Source organism: Kitasatospora sp. NPDC002040, from assembly GCF_040296785.1.
Taxonomy (GTDB): domain Bacteria; phylum Actinomycetota; class Actinomycetes; order Streptomycetales; family Streptomycetaceae; genus Kitasatospora.
On record NZ_JBEOXV010000010.1, the window covers coordinates 150,182 to 163,812 of the forward strand.

Below are 13,631 nucleotides of genomic sequence, written 5' to 3' on the forward strand. Positions count from 1 at the left end.
GGCCGGCGGTCGAAGGCGAAGGCACGGCTACGACGCCTCGTCGTAGCCGGTGCGCTTGTGGCCGGGTAGGGGCGGCGTCAAGACTGGTGGAGTCGCAAGGCACTCCCGCCTGTCGCACCGGCCGCCGTACGGTCGGACCGGTCGGGGGAGTGCACCGCCAGGCGCCCGGAGCAGTACGGGGCGCTCACGGCCGGTGGTGCGGCTGCCCCTGGTAACGGCCCTCGGCCGACCGGGCAGCGGTGCGCCCCCGGGCCGGTCCACCGAGTGAGGTCCTCCCCTTCATGCGTAGCTCCCTCCTTGCCGTCATGCGCCGCCGCACCACCCTGATGGTGGCCTCCGCCGGTCTGGCGACCGCGTGCGCCGCCTCGGCGGTGGCCGTGGCGCTGCCCGAGGAGAACGCCGTCGCCGCCCCGGTCGCGGTCGCCGTCGGCACCCCGGCCCCGGCCGTCGCGGTCGAGCAGCCCGCCGTCGCCGCGGTCGAGCAGCCTGCGGTGCAGCCGAAGCAGGAGGAGGAGAGCCCGGCCGTCGCCTCCCGGTCCGAGCAGCGGTCCGAGCTGTCCGCCGCCACCGTCGGCACCAGCCCGAGCGCGGTCAGGGAGCTGGCCCGGAGCATCGTCCCGGCCGCCCAGTACGCCGCCTTCAGCAGGATCATCAGCCATGAGAGCGGCTGGAACTTCAAGGCCACCAACGCCTCCTCCGGCGCGTACGGCCTGGCCCAGGCGCTGCCCGGCTCCAAGATGGCCTCGGCCGGCGCCGACTGGCGCACCAACCCGGCCACCCAGATCAAGTGGGCGCTGGACTACATGAACAGCCGCTACGGCAGCCCGAACGCCGCCTGGTCGTTCTGGCAGAGCCACCACTGGTACTGAGCAGCGCCCCCGGCGCCACGAGCAAGGCCGCGGCCCCCGTCCGGAACACCGGACGGGGGCCGCGGCCTTGCGGCGTGCGGACGGTGCGTCAGATCAGGCCGTTGGTCTTCAGCCAGTCCTTGGCGACGGTGGCCGGGTCCTCCTTGTCGACCGCGACCCGCTTCATCAGCTCGGTCAGGCCGTTGGTGTCCAGCTTGGCCGAGACCTTGTTGAGCGCGGCGGTCGCGGTGGCGTCCACGCCCGCCTTGTTCACCAGCGGGGTGACGTTCTGGGTGCTGAAGATGTTCTTCGGGTCGGTCAGCGTGACCAGCTTGAGCGTGACGATCTTCGGGTCGGTGGTGAAGACGTTGCCGACCTGGATGCTGCCGTCCTTCAGCGCGTTGGCGGTGGTCTCGCCGGTCGGCTTCCACTCCTTGAAGGTGAGGCCGTAGTTGTCCTTCAGCAGCGGCTCGCTGCGGTTCTTGAACTCCGGCGGGCCGCCGATCACGAGCTCGGCGGACTTGCCGGCCAGGTCGGCGATGCTCTTCAGGTTGAGCTTGGTGGCGGTCTCCTGGCTGACCGTCAGCGAGTCGTTGTCCTGCGCGGCGGCGGAGTCCAGCAGCGCCAGCTCGGCCGGCAGCTTGGTGGCGAGCGCGCCGTTGACGGCCTCGGTGCCGCCGGTCAGGGCCGGGTTCTTGGCGTCCAGGTAGCCCAGCAGCGCGCCGTTGTACTCCGGCAGCACGGTCAGGGCACCGCTCTTGAGCTGCCCGTAGAGCACCTCGCGGCTGCCGATGTTGAACTTCTCCTCGACCTTGACGCCCTTGGCCTTGAGGGCCTGCGAGTAGATCGAGGCGAGCAGCACGTTCTCGGGGAAGTTGGCCGAGCCGATCACCACGGTCTTGCCGGAGCCCGCAGCGGGGGCCGAGGTGGAGGGGGCCGCCAGCGGGTCGCCGCTGCCGGAGGAGCTGCACGCCGCCGCACCCAGCAGGAGGGCGGCAGCAGTGGCGGTTCTGAGCAGACGGGTGGTCATGGAGATTCCTTTGTCAGCGGATTGGCAGTGGTACGGACGCGGGCCCATGCTCCCCCGGAGATCGCGGCGCGGTGGGCGCTTTTGACGATCTCCACACATGACAGTGTCAGGTTCGCTTCGACAGGGACCGGCGTCCGGTCGGGTTTGGTCGGTCAGTCGACGGAGCGCCGGGGTCGGATGCCTGGTGGCAGCGCGTACCGGAGCAGCCCGGCGAACAGGAGCTGGGTGAGCAGCGCGAGCGCCACCACCAGCACGGCCCCGCCGGCCACGGCGGGGAAGTCTCGGAGTGCCAGCCCGTCCATCACGTACCGGCCCAGGCCGCCGAGGCCGACGTACGCGGCCACGGTGGCGGTGGCGATCACCTGGACGGTGGCGCTGCGCAGCCCGGCCAGCAGCGCGGGCAGCGCGGCGGGCAGGCAGACCTGGAACAGCACCTGGGGGTGGGTCAGCCCGATGCCCCGGGCGGCGTCCCGCAGGTCCGGATCGGTGCCCCGGACCCCCTCGACCGCCGCCACCAGCAGCGGTGGGACGGCGAGCACCACCAGCGGGATCAGCACGGCGCTGCGGCCGATGCCGGCCAGCAGCACCACCAGCGTGACCAGGCCGAGGGTGGGAAGTGCCCGCGCGGTGCCGGCCAGCAGGGTCACCAGGGCGGAGCCCCGGCCGGTGTAGCCCAGCACCAGCCCGAGCGGGACGGACAGCAGTCCGGCGTAGAGCAGGGCCTCACCGGTGAAGGCGAAGTGCTCGGCCAGGCGGTGCACGATCGAGTCCGGCCCGCTCTGGCGGGCGGGCGAGGTGAAGAAGGTGTGCAGCCAGTCGATCCAGTTCACTGCGCGGCCCCCTGCGAGCGGACGGCCCACGGGGCGAGCAGCCGCCGGGCCAGCACCAGGGCGACGTCGACCAGCAGCGCGAGGGCCGCGATCAGTACGATGCCGGCCAGGATCGGGGTGGTGAAGGTCCGTTGGAACCCGTCGATGAACAGGTACCCGAGCGCGCCCCGGCCGACCAGTGCGCCGACCGCCGCCATCGAGATGCTGGAGACGGCCGCGACCCGCAGTCCACCCATCAGGTAGGGGACCGAGGACGGCAGTTCGACCGCGACCAGCCGCCGCCAGTGGCCGTAGCCCATCGCGGTGGCGGCCTGCCGGACGGCCTCGGGGGTGGCCCGCAGGCCCTCCACCGTGGTCGGCAGCAGCAGGGCCAGCGCGTAGAAGGTCAGCGGGATCATCACGGTGCCCGCCTCGCCCAGCCCGGTGTAGGGCACCAGCAGCATGAAGATCGCCACGGCCGGCAGCGCGTACAGCGTGTTGAAGACCACCGCGACCGGCTGGTAGAGCCTCGGGTGGCGGGCGCAGAGCAGGCCGAGCGGCACCGCCAGCAGCAGGCCGATCAGCACCGGGACCAGCGCCATCACCGCGTGGTCCAGGGCGAGTTGGGCCAGGTAGTTGAGATGGTCGGCGATCCACTTCCAGCGGACCAGCGGTTCGTCGTCAGCCACCGGTGGCCACCGGGTGCTCGGTCAGCGCGGCCAGCACGTCGGCCCGGTCGGCGGTGCCGGTGGCCAGGCCCCGGGCGTCGAGCGCCACGGCCGCTCCGGCGGGGGAGAGCACGGCGGCGTCCAGTGCGGTCCGCAGGGTGTCCGTGCCGGGGTGGAACCCGATGGCCGGACGGGCGGGGTGCGCCGGGTGCCGCCACTCGACCGGCCGGCCGGCCGGGTCCAGCGCCAGCTCCCAGCCGCCGTGCTCGGTGCCGTCGGCCAGTGGGCGGATCGCGATGCCGGTGGCCGGGCGCAGGCCGAGGCCGCGCAGCCCCCGGTCCCGGCCCAGGAAGCCGGCCACGTCTTCGTCCGCCGGGGAGGTCAACAGGGTGTGCGGATCGGCCTGTTGGGCGATCCGGCCGTGCTCGCGCAGCACCACCACCTGGTCGCCGAGCCGGACCGCCTCCTCGATGTCGTGGGTGACGAAGAGCACCGTCTTGTTCAGCTCGCTCTGGAGCCGGAGCAGCTCCTCCTGCAGACCGGCCCGGACCACCGGGTCGACCGCGCTGAACGGCTCGTCCATCAGCAGCACCGGCGGGTCCGCCGCCAGCGCCCGGGCCACCCCGACCCGCTGCTGCTGCCCGCCGGACAGCTGGAACGGGTAGCGCTTGGCGGTCTCCGGCGCGAGGCCGACCAGGTCCAGCAGCTCGGCCGCCCTGGCCCTGGCCTTCTTCTTGTCCCAGCCGAGCAGGTACGGCACGGTGGCGATGTTGTCGATCACCTTGCGGTGCGGGAACAGGCCGGCCTGCTGGATCACGTAGCCGATGCCCCGGCGCAGCTTGGCCGCGTCCAGCTCGGCGACGTCGGTGCCGTCCAGCAGCACCCGTCCGCCGGTCGGCTCGACCATCCGGTTGACCATCCGCAGCAGGGTGGTCTTGCCGCATCCGGACGGGCCGACCAGCACGGTTATTCGGCCGGCGGGCACATCAAGGTCCAGCCCTTCGACGGCAACCGTGCCGTCGGGGTGGCGCTTGGCTGCGCCGTCGAATCTGATCACGTGAGGGTCCTCGGTCGGGGCCGTGCGGCTTGCTGTGCCGGTGGGCCGAAACAGGTCGGTCGGTTTTCGGATCTTGAAGACGTTAGGGCCTGCCCGGACCAGGATGGGCGCAAACCTCAGTGATCGGTCGAATCGGATCGAACCTTGTCACCTTGCGTCAGCTGCACCTCGTCGTAGGAGGGGTGACCGCCCTGACGGGTCGGCAGCCCGGCCGCCTCCCAGGCCACGAAGCCGCCGTCCAGGTCGGTGGCGAGCGGCAGCCCGATCTCGCGCAGCGCGGCCGCCGCCAGGCTGGAGGCGTAGCCGCCGGAGCAGACCACGATCACCGCCAGGTCCGGCCCGGTCGCCTGCGGGATGCGGTGGCTGCCGGTCGGATCGAGCCGCCACTCCAGCACGTTCCGCTCGATCAGCAGCGCACCGGGGATCTCCCCCTCGCGGGCCCGCTGCCCGACCGGCCGGATGTCCACCAGCAGCGCGCCCTCGGCCGCCGCCCGGTACGCCTCGTCCGGGCCGGGGCGGTGCACGCCCGCGCGGGACCGCTCCACCAGATCGTCGATACCGCTCATGCCCACTGCTCCGCCCGCTCCGAGGCGGTCTGCACCAGACCGCCGGCCCTCAGTTCGTACCTGGCCATCTCGCTCAGCGGCGGCGAGTACGCGTGGATGGTGACGGCGGGTCCGGTGGTGGTGTTCCGCACGTCGTGCAGGTACTCGGGGCCGAAGGAGCGCACCGCGCCCGGCGCCAACCGCCGTACCAGCAGGCCGTGTTCGGGCCCGCCCAGGGAGAGCTCCTCCAGCTCGCCGAGCGCCACCGTGAACGCGCCCCGGGAGTCGCCGTGGTCGTGGAACCCGGTCGACTGGCCGGGCAGCCAGCTGATCAGCCAGACCTCGTGGTCGTCGGCCAGGCTCAGCCGCTCGTACCAGCGCTCCTCGGCGGAGAGCCGGACCCGGGGCAGCCAGTCGCCGGGGCGGTCGGCCGCCGCCTGGACGATCTCCCGCAGCGCGGCGGGCGACAGGGCGGCAGGGGCGTCGGTCGACGGCGGGGCGTCGAGGTCAAGACTCATGGCGGTTCCTCGGGTAGCCGAAGCGGACCGCCGGGCGCGGTGGCGCGACGGCGGTCGGGCGGGAAGGCGGTGGCGGGGTGGAACGAAGAGCCGACGCGGCGGCTCAGGCCCTGGCAACTGTCACAGGGAACGAGGTGGAACCGTCAGCAGGCACACATGTCGCTCGCCTGGCGTCGCAGATCGACGTGCAGGCGGCAGACGAGAGTGGTGCCGGTGTCCATGGGGTGATCCTGACGGCGCGGGGCGGCCGAGTCAAGCGGGTACCAGCAGGTGGGCACGCGGCTTCGCCCGCCCGGCGCAGTGCAACCGGGCGGGCGGGGCGGGGCGTCCTGCCCCATGACACCCGCCCACGCATGGGCCGGTGAGGGGAAGGGCAGGAACACCACCATGGGTATCGTCAGCTGGATCATCCTCGGCCTGGTCGCCGGAGGCATCGCCAAGTTCATCCTGCCGGGCCGCGACCCGGGCGGCCTGATCGTCACCACCCTGATCGGGATCGCCGGCTCCTTCGTCGGCGGCTGGCTCTCCTCGGCCGTCCTGCACCGCCCGGTGGCGACCGGCTTCTACGACCCCGCCACCTGGATCGCCGCCGTCGCGGGCGCCTTCGTCCTGCTGGTCGGCTACCGGATCGTCTTCGGCAACTCCCGGGACTGACCCGGTAGTTCCTCCACCGCCCGCCACCAGTCGGCCGGGACCCGGTCGAGCCCGGTCCTGGCCGCCACCACGCCGGCGGCGATGGCGCAGGTGGTGTCCATGTCGCCCCACCCGCCGAGGGTGTGCCAGATCGCCCCCGGCAGGTCGTCCGGCTCCCCGGCCGCGCACCAGAGCGCGAACGGCACCGTGTCCGGCGCCGAGATCCGCAGGCCCGAGCCGAGCACCACGGCGGCATGTCGCACCGAGGTCTCCGCCGGGAACCGCGCCGCGATCCGCAGCCCCGACCGGACGTCGCTGTCCGGCAGCCGGGCCGCCACCTCGGTGAGGAACTCGGCCCGCCCGGGCGCCACTTGGCCCCGGCTGCGGACGGCCAGCGCCGCCGCCACCGCGACGGCGATCGCCCCGGCCACCGCCTCCGGGTTGAAGTGCGTCACCAGCGCCGACAGCCGGGCCTGCTCGACCACCCGGTCGAGGTCGTCCGCGAACCACGCCCCGAGCGGCGCGACCCGCATCGCGGCCCCGTTCCCGTACGAGCCCTGGCCGCCGAACATCGCCGAGGTGATCTCCCGCCAGTCGGCGCCCTCGTCGATCTGCCGCAGCACCTGGTGCATCGAAGGGCCGTACTTGCGCCCCGGGTCCACGGTGTACTCGGTCGCGAACCCGGTGGCCAGCAGGTCGGGCCTGACCTCCCCGTGCTCACCCAGGTGCCGGAACAGGACCAGGGCCATCGCGGTGTCGTCGGTCCAGTGCCACGGCGCGGGCCGCACCCGCCGCCCGGCCAGCTCGACGTCGGCCTCCACCGGGCGCAGCTGGAACCAGCGGTCGCCGAAGGCGTCGCCGAGGGCGAGGCCGTACAGACTGTCCTGGGCGGGGCGCATGGTTCCTTCTCCTCCTCGAGCCTCAACAGGAGCCGCCATCCTGCCGGTTGAGTGCCGCCGGAAGCGACCGGATTGTTCCGCTGCCCGGGCCGGTCAGGAGGCGACGCCGAGCGCCGCCGCCCAGCGGTCGAGCTCGGCCAGCTCCAGTTGGAGGCGGTCGGCGAGCTCGCCCTCCGCCGTGACGGTCCGGATGAACCCGAGGCACACCTCGTCGGCGTCCGCCGGGATCCCGGTACCGCCCAACCCGTGCGAAGCGAGCGCGAGTTGGACCACCAGCTCGCGGTGGACGGTCTCCTCCCAGCCGATCCGGCCGGTGGTCCTGGCGGTGCTGAGGACGCCGAGCAGGGCCCGGCCCCACTCCGCCGTGTCGCCGGTGCCGAGCCGGCCGGGGAGCTCGAACGGGCGGTCGGGACCGGGGAGTTCCGGAGCGGACGTCACCTCAGGCCGGTGAGGAGGAGGGACCAGAGCGCCTCGAAGTCGCTCTCGCTGCGCGGGTCGGACCACTCGGCGGCGTGGGCCGGGTCGTGGAAGTGCGCGGTGGCCTGGAAGACCGCGCGGGCGGTGGCGGCGGTGTCGGTGGGGCGGAACCCGCCCTGGCGGACGCCGTCGTCGAGGATGCCCGCGATCTGGGTGGTGAGGGTGGCGACGTGGGCCTCGACGGTGGTGGAGAGCTCGCCGACCAGGGTGAGGTAGGTGGCGAACAGCTCCGGGTCCTCCAGCGCCTTGCGGCGCTTGGCCGCGAACAGGGTCGCCAGCCAGCTGTGCAGCCGCTCGGCGGCCGGGCCCGAGGCGGTGCTGATCGCCTCCAGGTCGTGGTGCGCCTGGTCCAGCCAGCGCTGGGTGACGGCCTCGCGGAGGGCGGCCTTGCTGGGGAAGTGCCGGTAGACGCTGCCGTGGCTGACCCCGAGCGCGCGGGCGATGTCGACCACGGTGGCCTTGGCAGGCCCGAACCGCCGCAGCACGTCCTCGGCGGCGCTGAGGATCTGCTCGGAGGTCAGGGCACTGTCGCTGGTCACGGTCTTCCTCCGGTGGGGCCGACGGCGGGTCAGTGCTCGCTGTCGAGGTGGGCCATCTGTGCCGCAGCGTACCTGTCCCCGGCGGCGGACCCGGCCGGGACGGCCGCCTCGATCGCGGCCAGCTCGCCCTCGGTGAGCCGGACGTCGAGGGAGCCGAGCGCCTCGGCCAGCCGGTCCCGGCGGCGGGCGCCGACCAGCGGCACGATGTCCGCGCCGCGGGAGGCGACCCAGGCGATCGCGACCTGGGCGACGCTGGCGCCCTTCGCTTCGGCGATCGCCCGCAGCGCCTCGACCAGGCTCAGGTTGTGGGTCAGGTTCTCGCCCTGGAAACGCGGGCTGAAACCGCGGAAGTCGGTAGCGGCGACCTCCCGGTCGTGCTGCCAGTGTCCGCTCAGCAGGCCGCGCGAGAGCACGCCGTACGCGGTCACCCCGATGCCCAGCTCGCGGGCGGTGGGCAGGATCTCGGCCTCGATGCCGCGGGAGATCAGCGAGTACTCGATCTGCAGGTCGCTGATCGGGTGCACCGCGGCGGCCCGGCGCAGGGTGTCGGCGCCGACCTCGGAGAGGCCGATGTGCCGGACGTACCCGGCCTTGACCAGCTCGGCGATCGCGCCGACGGTCTCCTCGACTGGCACGGCCGGGTCGAGCCGGGCCGGGCGGTAGACGTCGATGTAGTCGGTGCGCAGGCGGCGCAGCGTGTAGGCGAGCGCGGTCTTGGTGGCGGCGGGGCTGGCGTCGTAGCCGAGCCAGCTGCGGTCCGGGCCGCGCTGGGCGCCGAACTTGACGCTGATCTGGACCGACTCGCGGTCGCGGCCGCGCAGGGCGTCGTGCAGCAGCAGCTCGTTGTGGCCCATGCCGTAGAAGTCACCGGTGTCCATCAGGGTCACGCCGGCGTCGAGCGCGGCGTGCACGGTGGCGATCGACTCGGCCTCGTCGGCCGGGCCGTACAGGTCGGACATGCCCATCAGGCCGAGGCCGAGGGCGGAGGTCTCGGGGCCGGTGCGGCCGAGGCGGGTGCGGGCGGGGGTGGCGTTCATGTGGGGCTCCAGGGGAAGCGGGAAAGCGCGGGCTGGTGCCTCAACTATGGCATGAGCGATGACAGATTTCAATATCTGTCATTAGTGACCGCAGGATCCGCTTCGGTCGCAGTACGGCTGCCCGGCGCTGCTCCCGCAGCCGCACAGCATCGCCCGGGTGGCCGCCCGCCCCTCGATCCACAGCTCCCCCCGCACCAGCAGCCGCCCGTCCGCCGTCCGCTCCACCGTGGTCGGCCGCTGCGGCTGCTCCGGTCCGCCCACCACCGGCTGGTAGGTCAGGGCCCCGGTCGGGCAGCGCCGGATCACCTCCGCGACCAGCTCCGGGGCTGCCGCGCCCGGGTGCACCCACGGGCGCCGGCCGGTGTCGAAGACCTCCGGCAGGCCCTGCACGCACTCCGCCGCGTGCCGGCACAGCGCCGGGTCGAAGCCGACCGTGATCCCGTCGGCGGGGTACTCCTTGGGGCCGGCCATCAGTCGGTGACCCGGCTGCGGTTCTCGTACGCCAGGTCCGTGTACTCGGGGTGCCGCAGCATCCAGCCCTTGATGAACGGGCAGGTGGCCAGCACCGGCAGCCCGCGCTTGCGGGCGTCGTCCAGCGCGGCCCGGGCCAGCTCGCTGCCGACGCCGCGGCCCTCGAAGGCCGGTTCCACCACGGTGTGCGGGTAGACCACCAGCCGGTCGCTGCGGATGTACTCGGCGAAGCCGGCCAGCTCCCCGTCCACCCTGGCCTCGAACCGGCTGTTCGCCGCGGCGTCCTGGATGTCGACCGTTCCTGACATTGTCGATCCCTCGGTTCGGTTCGGGTCCGCCCGCTGACAGACCGTGACAAACCGACCATACGCCCGCCGGTCCCGATCACGGCCGCCCCGGACCCCGGACTGGTACCAAAGGCTGACCGCCCGTCACCCATCAGGCGTGCTTCCGGGCCCCGCGCCCGCGATTCGGAGCGCACGGATCTGCTCCGGGGTCCATCGTGGAAACGAGCGCGGCCGGTCCGACCCGAGCCGGGAGCGCCCAGAGCGGCGGCTGCCTCCCGCCGGTCGTCGATGCGCGGAACACCGGGCCACCTCGCAGGGGAACGAACGAATCTTCTAGGCTCACCTCGCGGCTTCCCCCGTGCCGGTGCCCGTCCGCACCGGCGCGCGGGAGTCGCCGTCCCAGGTGCCCCGGGCCGAGCCGGGGTCACCGGACCGAGCGAGGAGGACGCAGTGTTGCCCAGCCCGAGGTCGCTCCACCTGCCGTTGCCCGACGCGGTTCGCCGCCGTCGCGCCCGGACCGCCGTACCATCGCCGCACCGCGCGGCCGGGCTGCTCGCCCTGCTCTCGCAGACGGCGCTGAATACCGGCAGCGGCCGGGGAGGCGCGCGATGAGCCCCCAACCCGCCGCCGCACCGGCCGGCCATACACCCGCCGGCCGGCGGCCGGCCGCCGAGGCCGAGTTCGCGGACACCGACGCGCTCCCGGGCCTGCCGTCCGCGCTCCGCTCCCGGGCCCGCGCCCTGGGCGGCGCGGTCCGCAGCCGCTGCGCGGACCTGGCCCGGATCGAGTCGCCGACCGGTGACACCGCCCGACTCAACGCGCTGGCCGAGGAGTTGGGTGCGGGCTACGCCGCCACCGGCGCCCGGGTCCGCCGGGTGGCGAACGAGGCCGGTGACCACCTGGTGCTGGACTGGGCCGGTCGGGACGAGAGCCTGCCGCACCTGCTGGTGGTCGGCCACCATGACACGGTCTGGCCGGTCGGCACCCTGGCCGACTGGCCGGTGGAGGAGCGGGACGGTGCTCTGACCGGCCCCGGCGTGCTGGACATGAAGGCCGGACTCGCCCTGGTGGAAGGGGCGTTCGCCCTGCTGGCCGACCTCGGGCAGCGCCCGCACCGGCCGGTCCGGCTGGTGGTGGTCGCCGACGAGGAACTGGGCAGCCCCGACGGCCGCAAGCTGGTGGAGCGCCAGCTGCCCGGGGCGGCCGCCGTGCTCGGCCTGGAGCCGCCGCACCCCGACGGCAGCCTGAAGACCGCCCGCCGGGGCAGCAGCCGGGTCCGGCTCACCGTCACCGGCCGCGAGGCGCACGCCGGCAACGACGCCGCGCTGGGCATCTCGGCGGTGGACGAGCTGGTGGACCAACTCGTCCTGGTGCGTGGCCTGGTGAACCAGCCCGGCACCGAGCTGAACGCCGGCCGGATCACCGGCGGCACCCGGGCCAACGTGGTGGCCGGCCGGGCCGAGGCCGAGCTGGGCCTCCGGTTCGCCACCCCCGAGGCCCAGCGCCGGACCCTGGACAACCTGGCCCACCTGACCGCGCTGCGGCCCGGTGCCAAGGTCAGGGCCGAGGTGCTCTCCAGCCGTCCCACCTGGCCGGTCCGCCCCGGCAACCCGCTGCTGCGGCACGTCCGTTCGCTCGCGGCGGCGCTCGGCCAGAACCTCGACGGCGCCCCGGCGGGCGGCGCGGGCGACACCAACATCGCCGGTGCCCGGGGGCTTCCCACCCTCGACGGCCTCGGCGCGGTCGGAGCCGGCCCGCACGCCCGCCACGAGCACATCAGGACCGACCAACTCGCGCCCCGCATCGCCCTGTTGGCCGCCCTGCTGGCCGTCCCGCTGCCCCGCCTGCGCGAGCGGCCGTAGCGCCCGGGCCGGGATCCGTCCGGACGGATCCCGGCCCTCGCCGCGGCGGCGGCGGAGCCGTACGGTCGTCCTGTGCGCCTCCGTGCGGCGGGGGCCGGGCGGCAAGGGGGAGCTGCTGTGCGAAACATCCAGCGCCGGACCATCGGGGCGTCCGCCGATCGGGTCGGTGTCCTGCTCGACGGGCTGAGCGGGCCGGGGGACGTGGTCTGGCCGGTGCCCGCGTGGGCGCCGCTGCGCTTCGACGCCGGGCTCACGGCGGGCTCGAGCGGCGGGCACGGCCGGGTCAGGTACTCCGTCAGCGAGGTCGAGCCCGGCCGCCGGATCCGGTGCACCTTCGCGCCCGGGCTCGGCCTGGTCGGCGACCACGAGTTCCGGGTCCGCCCGGACGGGCCCGACCGCTGCGAGGTGGTGCACGAGCTGGTCGCCCGGACCGAGGGCCGGATGGTGCTGTTCTGGCCGCTGGTGCTCCGCCCGCTGCACGACGCCCTGCTCCAGGACCTGCTGGACAACCTCGAACGGGCCGCCACCGGCCGCCTGCCCCGCCCGGCCCGCTGGTCGCCGCTGGTCCGCCTGCTCCGCCGGGCGTTCGTCCGGGTCTGAGCCGCCTGCCGGGCCGCCGCGCCGACACCCGTTTTCGGCCCGCTCTTGTCAGGGGTGAGGTCCCGGCTACAGAATGGTACCGACCGAACGGTCAGTCGGGAGGTGGGTGCGGTGACGGTGTCCGAAGCGGTGGAGGCCCTGGAGGGCCGGTTCGACGCGGTGGTGGCGGCCGAGCAGCGGGTGGAGCCGCGGGACTGGATGCCCGAGGCGTACCGGGCCACGCTGGTGCGCCAGATCGCCCAGCACGCGCACTCCGAGATCATCGGCATGCAGCCGGAGGGGGCCTGGCTGACCAGGGCGCCCTCGCTGCGGCGGAAGGCGATCCTGCTGGCCAAGGCCCAGGACGAGGCCGGCCACGGGCTCTACCTGTACGCGGCGGCCGAGACGCTCGGCGTCGACCGGGCCGAGCTGACCGAGAAGCTGGTCTCCGGGCGGCAGAAGTACTCCTCGATCTTCAACTACCCGACGCTGAGCTTCGCCGACGTCGGCGTGATCGGCTGGCTGGTGGACGGCGCGGCGATCTGCAACCAGGTGCCGCTCTGCCGCTGCTCGTACGGTCCGTACGCGCGGGCCATGGTGCGGGTCTGCAAGGAGGAGTCGTTCCACCAGCGGCAGGGCTTCGAGCTGCTGATGACGATGATGCGCGGCACCGAGGGCCAGCGCCGGATGGTGCAGGACGCGGTGGACCGCTGGTGGTGGCCGTCGCTGATGATGTTCGGCCCGCCGGACGGCGACTCGCCGAACACGGCGCAGTCGATGGCCTGGCGGATCAAGCGGCACACCAACGACGAGCTCCGGCAGCGGTTCGTCGACATGACGGTCCCGCAGGCCCAGCACCTCGGCGTCACCCTCCCCGACCCGGAGCTGGTCTGGAACGAGGAGCGGAGCGGCTGGGACTTCGGCGAGCCCGACTGGTCCGAGCTGAAGCAGGTGATCAAGGGTCAGGGGCCGTGCAACGCGCAGCGCGTCGAGCGCCGCCGGGCCGCCCACGAGGACGGTGCCTGGGTGCGCGAGGCGGCCCTGGCCCACGCAGCGAAGCAGGAGAAGAAGCGATGAGCAAGGCCGACTGGCCGCTGTACGAGGTCTTCGTCCGCCCCCGGCGCGGGCTGAACCACGTGCACGTGGGCTCGCTGCACGCCGCCGACGACCGGATGGCGCTGCTCGCCGCCCGCGACCTCTACACCCGGCGGAACGAAGGCGTCAGCCTCTGGGTGGTCCCGTCCACCGCGATCACCGCCTCCACCCCGGACGAGCAGGACCCGTTCTTCGCCCCCAGCGGGGACAAGGTCTACCGCCACCCGACCTTCTACGACATCCCCGAGGATGTCCCGCACATCTGACGGGGGAGCAC

General features: G+C 73.8%; 18 protein-coding genes. 6 read left to right on the forward strand and 12 right to left on the reverse strand.

Features of this window, described 5'->3' with window-relative positions; genetic code table 11:
• The first annotated feature begins 281 nt into the window (after positions 1–281).
• Positions 282–869, forward strand: a complete 588-nt coding sequence (locus tag ABT118_RS22140; RefSeq protein ID WP_350671560.1) for an aggregation-promoting factor C-terminal-like domain-containing protein — start codon at positions 282–284, stop codon at positions 867–869.
• A gap of 88 nt (positions 870–957) precedes the next feature.
• Here ABT118_RS22140 and ABT118_RS22145 read toward each other — a convergent pair whose 3' ends face one another.
• From ABT118_RS22145 to ABT118_RS22170, 6 genes are all read right to left on the reverse strand, one after another.
• Positions 958–1,878 (reverse strand): ABC transporter substrate-binding protein, encoded by a 921-nt coding sequence (locus ABT118_RS22145; RefSeq protein WP_350671562.1) that lies wholly within the window; start codon positions 1,876–1,878, stop codon positions 958–960.
• A 152-nt stretch (positions 1,879–2,030) separates the two neighbouring features.
• Positions 2,031–2,708: an ABC transporter permease gene (locus tag ABT118_RS22150; RefSeq protein WP_350671565.1), complete on the reverse strand. Its 678-nt coding sequence runs from the start codon at positions 2,706–2,708 to the stop codon at positions 2,031–2,033.
• Positions 2,705–3,376: an ABC transporter permease gene (locus ABT118_RS22155; protein ID WP_350671568.1), complete on the reverse strand. Its 672-nt coding sequence runs from the start codon at positions 3,374–3,376 to the stop codon at positions 2,705–2,707. Before ABT118_RS22155 ends, ABT118_RS22150 begins: the two co-directional genes overlap by 4 nt.
• Complete coding sequence (locus ABT118_RS22160) at positions 3,369–4,412, reverse strand: ABC transporter ATP-binding protein (protein WP_350671569.1); 1,044 nt, start codon at positions 4,410–4,412, stop codon at positions 3,369–3,371. The genes ABT118_RS22155 and ABT118_RS22160 overlap by 8 nt, the downstream gene beginning before the upstream one ends.
• A gap of 116 nt (positions 4,413–4,528) precedes the next feature.
• Complete coding sequence (locus tag ABT118_RS22165; RefSeq protein ID WP_350671571.1) at positions 4,529–4,978, reverse strand: rhodanese-like domain-containing protein; 450 nt, start codon at positions 4,976–4,978, stop codon at positions 4,529–4,531.
• A complete protein-coding gene (locus tag ABT118_RS22170) occupies positions 4,975–5,475 on the reverse strand; it encodes a cysteine dioxygenase (RefSeq protein ID WP_350671573.1) in 501 nt (166 codons plus the stop codon). The genes ABT118_RS22165 and ABT118_RS22170 overlap by 4 nt, the downstream gene beginning before the upstream one ends.
• Before the next feature lie 387 nt (positions 5,476–5,862).
• Between ABT118_RS22170 and ABT118_RS22175 the strand changes: the two genes are divergently transcribed.
• On the forward strand, positions 5,863–6,129 hold the full coding sequence (locus tag ABT118_RS22175) for a GlsB/YeaQ/YmgE family stress response membrane protein (protein ID WP_350671575.1): 267 nt from the start codon (positions 5,863–5,865) through the stop codon (positions 6,127–6,129).
• Here ABT118_RS22175 and ABT118_RS22180 read toward each other — a convergent pair.
• The 6 genes from ABT118_RS22180 to ABT118_RS22205 form a co-directional block, all read right to left on the reverse strand.
• Entirely contained in the window at positions 6,096–7,007 is a 912-nt protein-coding gene (locus ABT118_RS22180) for an ADP-ribosylglycohydrolase family protein (RefSeq protein WP_350671576.1), read from the reverse strand. The genes ABT118_RS22175 and ABT118_RS22180 overlap by 34 nt on opposite strands.
• Before the next feature lie 93 nt (positions 7,008–7,100).
• Positions 7,101–7,445 carry a hypothetical protein gene (locus tag ABT118_RS22185; protein WP_350671578.1) on the reverse strand — a complete coding sequence of 115 codons (345 nt, stop codon included), beginning with the start codon at positions 7,443–7,445 and terminating at the stop codon, positions 7,101–7,103.
• Complete coding sequence (locus tag ABT118_RS22190; protein WP_350671580.1) at positions 7,442–8,023, reverse strand: TetR/AcrR family transcriptional regulator; 582 nt, start codon at positions 8,021–8,023, stop codon at positions 7,442–7,444. The genes ABT118_RS22185 and ABT118_RS22190 overlap by 4 nt, the downstream gene beginning before the upstream one ends.
• Positions 8,024–8,052: 29 nt before the next feature.
• Positions 8,053–9,060 carry an aldo/keto reductase gene (locus ABT118_RS22195; protein WP_350671582.1) on the reverse strand — a complete coding sequence of 336 codons (1,008 nt, stop codon included), beginning with the start codon at positions 9,058–9,060 and terminating at the stop codon, positions 8,053–8,055.
• 81 nt (positions 9,061–9,141) lie between these two features.
• Positions 9,142–9,531 (reverse strand): (4Fe-4S)-binding protein, encoded by a 390-nt coding sequence (locus ABT118_RS22200; protein ID WP_350671585.1) that lies wholly within the window; start codon positions 9,529–9,531, stop codon positions 9,142–9,144.
• Entirely contained in the window at positions 9,531–9,839 is a 309-nt protein-coding gene (locus ABT118_RS22205) for a GNAT family N-acetyltransferase (RefSeq protein WP_350671588.1), read from the reverse strand. The genes ABT118_RS22200 and ABT118_RS22205 overlap by 1 nt, the downstream gene beginning before the upstream one ends.
• A gap of 587 nt (positions 9,840–10,426) precedes the next feature.
• Here ABT118_RS22205 and ABT118_RS22210 point away from each other — a divergent pair.
• The 4 genes from ABT118_RS22210 (at position 10,427) to paaB (ending at position 13,620) form a co-directional block, all read left to right on the forward strand.
• Positions 10,427–11,680: a M20/M25/M40 family metallo-hydrolase gene (locus ABT118_RS22210; RefSeq protein WP_350671590.1), complete on the forward strand. Its 1,254-nt coding sequence runs from the start codon at positions 10,427–10,429 to the stop codon at positions 11,678–11,680.
• Between the two features lie 117 nt (positions 11,681–11,797).
• Complete coding sequence (locus ABT118_RS22215) at positions 11,798–12,280, forward strand: SRPBCC family protein (RefSeq protein WP_350671592.1); 483 nt, start codon at positions 11,798–11,800, stop codon at positions 12,278–12,280.
• 111 nt (positions 12,281–12,391) lie between these two features.
• Positions 12,392–13,336, forward strand: a complete 945-nt coding sequence (gene paaA / locus ABT118_RS22220) for a 1,2-phenylacetyl-CoA epoxidase subunit PaaA (RefSeq protein WP_350671596.1) — start codon at positions 12,392–12,394, stop codon at positions 13,334–13,336.
• The gene (gene paaB, locus ABT118_RS22225) at positions 13,333–13,620 is read left to right on the forward strand and encodes a 1,2-phenylacetyl-CoA epoxidase subunit PaaB (protein ID WP_057239508.1); all 288 of its coding nucleotides are present in this window, start codon (positions 13,333–13,335) and stop codon (positions 13,618–13,620) included. The genes paaA and paaB overlap by 4 nt, the downstream gene beginning before the upstream one ends.
• The last annotated feature ends 11 nt before the right edge of the window (positions 13,621–13,631 follow it).

What these genes read in the sequence shown, in the direction of transcription:
- ABT118_RS22205 (WP_350671588.1), bottom strand. Translation starts at nt 9,839, where the DNA reads ATGTCAGGAACGGTCGACATCCAGGACGCCGCGGCGAACAGCCGGTTC.
- ABT118_RS22195 (WP_350671582.1), bottom strand. Translation starts at nt 9,060, where the DNA reads ATGAACGCCACCCCCGCCCGCACCCGCCTCGGCCGCACCGGCCCCGAG.
- ABT118_RS22180 (WP_350671576.1), bottom strand. Translation starts at nt 7,007, where the DNA reads ATGCGCCCCGCCCAGGACAGTCTGTACGGCCTCGCCCTCGGCGACGCC.
- ABT118_RS22140 (WP_350671560.1), top strand. Translation starts at nt 282, where the DNA reads ATGCGTAGCTCCCTCCTTGCCGTCATGCGCCGCCGCACCACCCTGATG.
- ABT118_RS22170 (WP_350671573.1), bottom strand. Translation starts at nt 5,475, where the DNA reads ATGAGTCTTGACCTCGACGCCCCGCCGTCGACCGACGCCCCTGCCGCC.
- ABT118_RS22175 (WP_350671575.1), top strand. Translation starts at nt 5,863, where the DNA reads ATGGGTATCGTCAGCTGGATCATCCTCGGCCTGGTCGCCGGAGGCATC.
- ABT118_RS22165 (WP_350671571.1), bottom strand. Translation starts at nt 4,978, where the DNA reads ATGAGCGGTATCGACGATCTGGTGGAGCGGTCCCGCGCGGGCGTGCAC.
- ABT118_RS22210 (WP_350671590.1), top strand. Translation starts at nt 10,427, where the DNA reads ATGAGCCCCCAACCCGCCGCCGCACCGGCCGGCCATACACCCGCCGGC.
- paaB (WP_057239508.1), top strand. Translation starts at nt 13,333, where the DNA reads ATGAGCAAGGCCGACTGGCCGCTGTACGAGGTCTTCGTCCGCCCCCGG.
- ABT118_RS22145 (WP_350671562.1), bottom strand. Translation starts at nt 1,878, where the DNA reads ATGACCACCCGTCTGCTCAGAACCGCCACTGCTGCCGCCCTCCTGCTG.
- ABT118_RS22200 (WP_350671585.1), bottom strand. Translation starts at nt 9,531, where the DNA reads ATGGCCGGCCCCAAGGAGTACCCCGCCGACGGGATCACGGTCGGCTTC.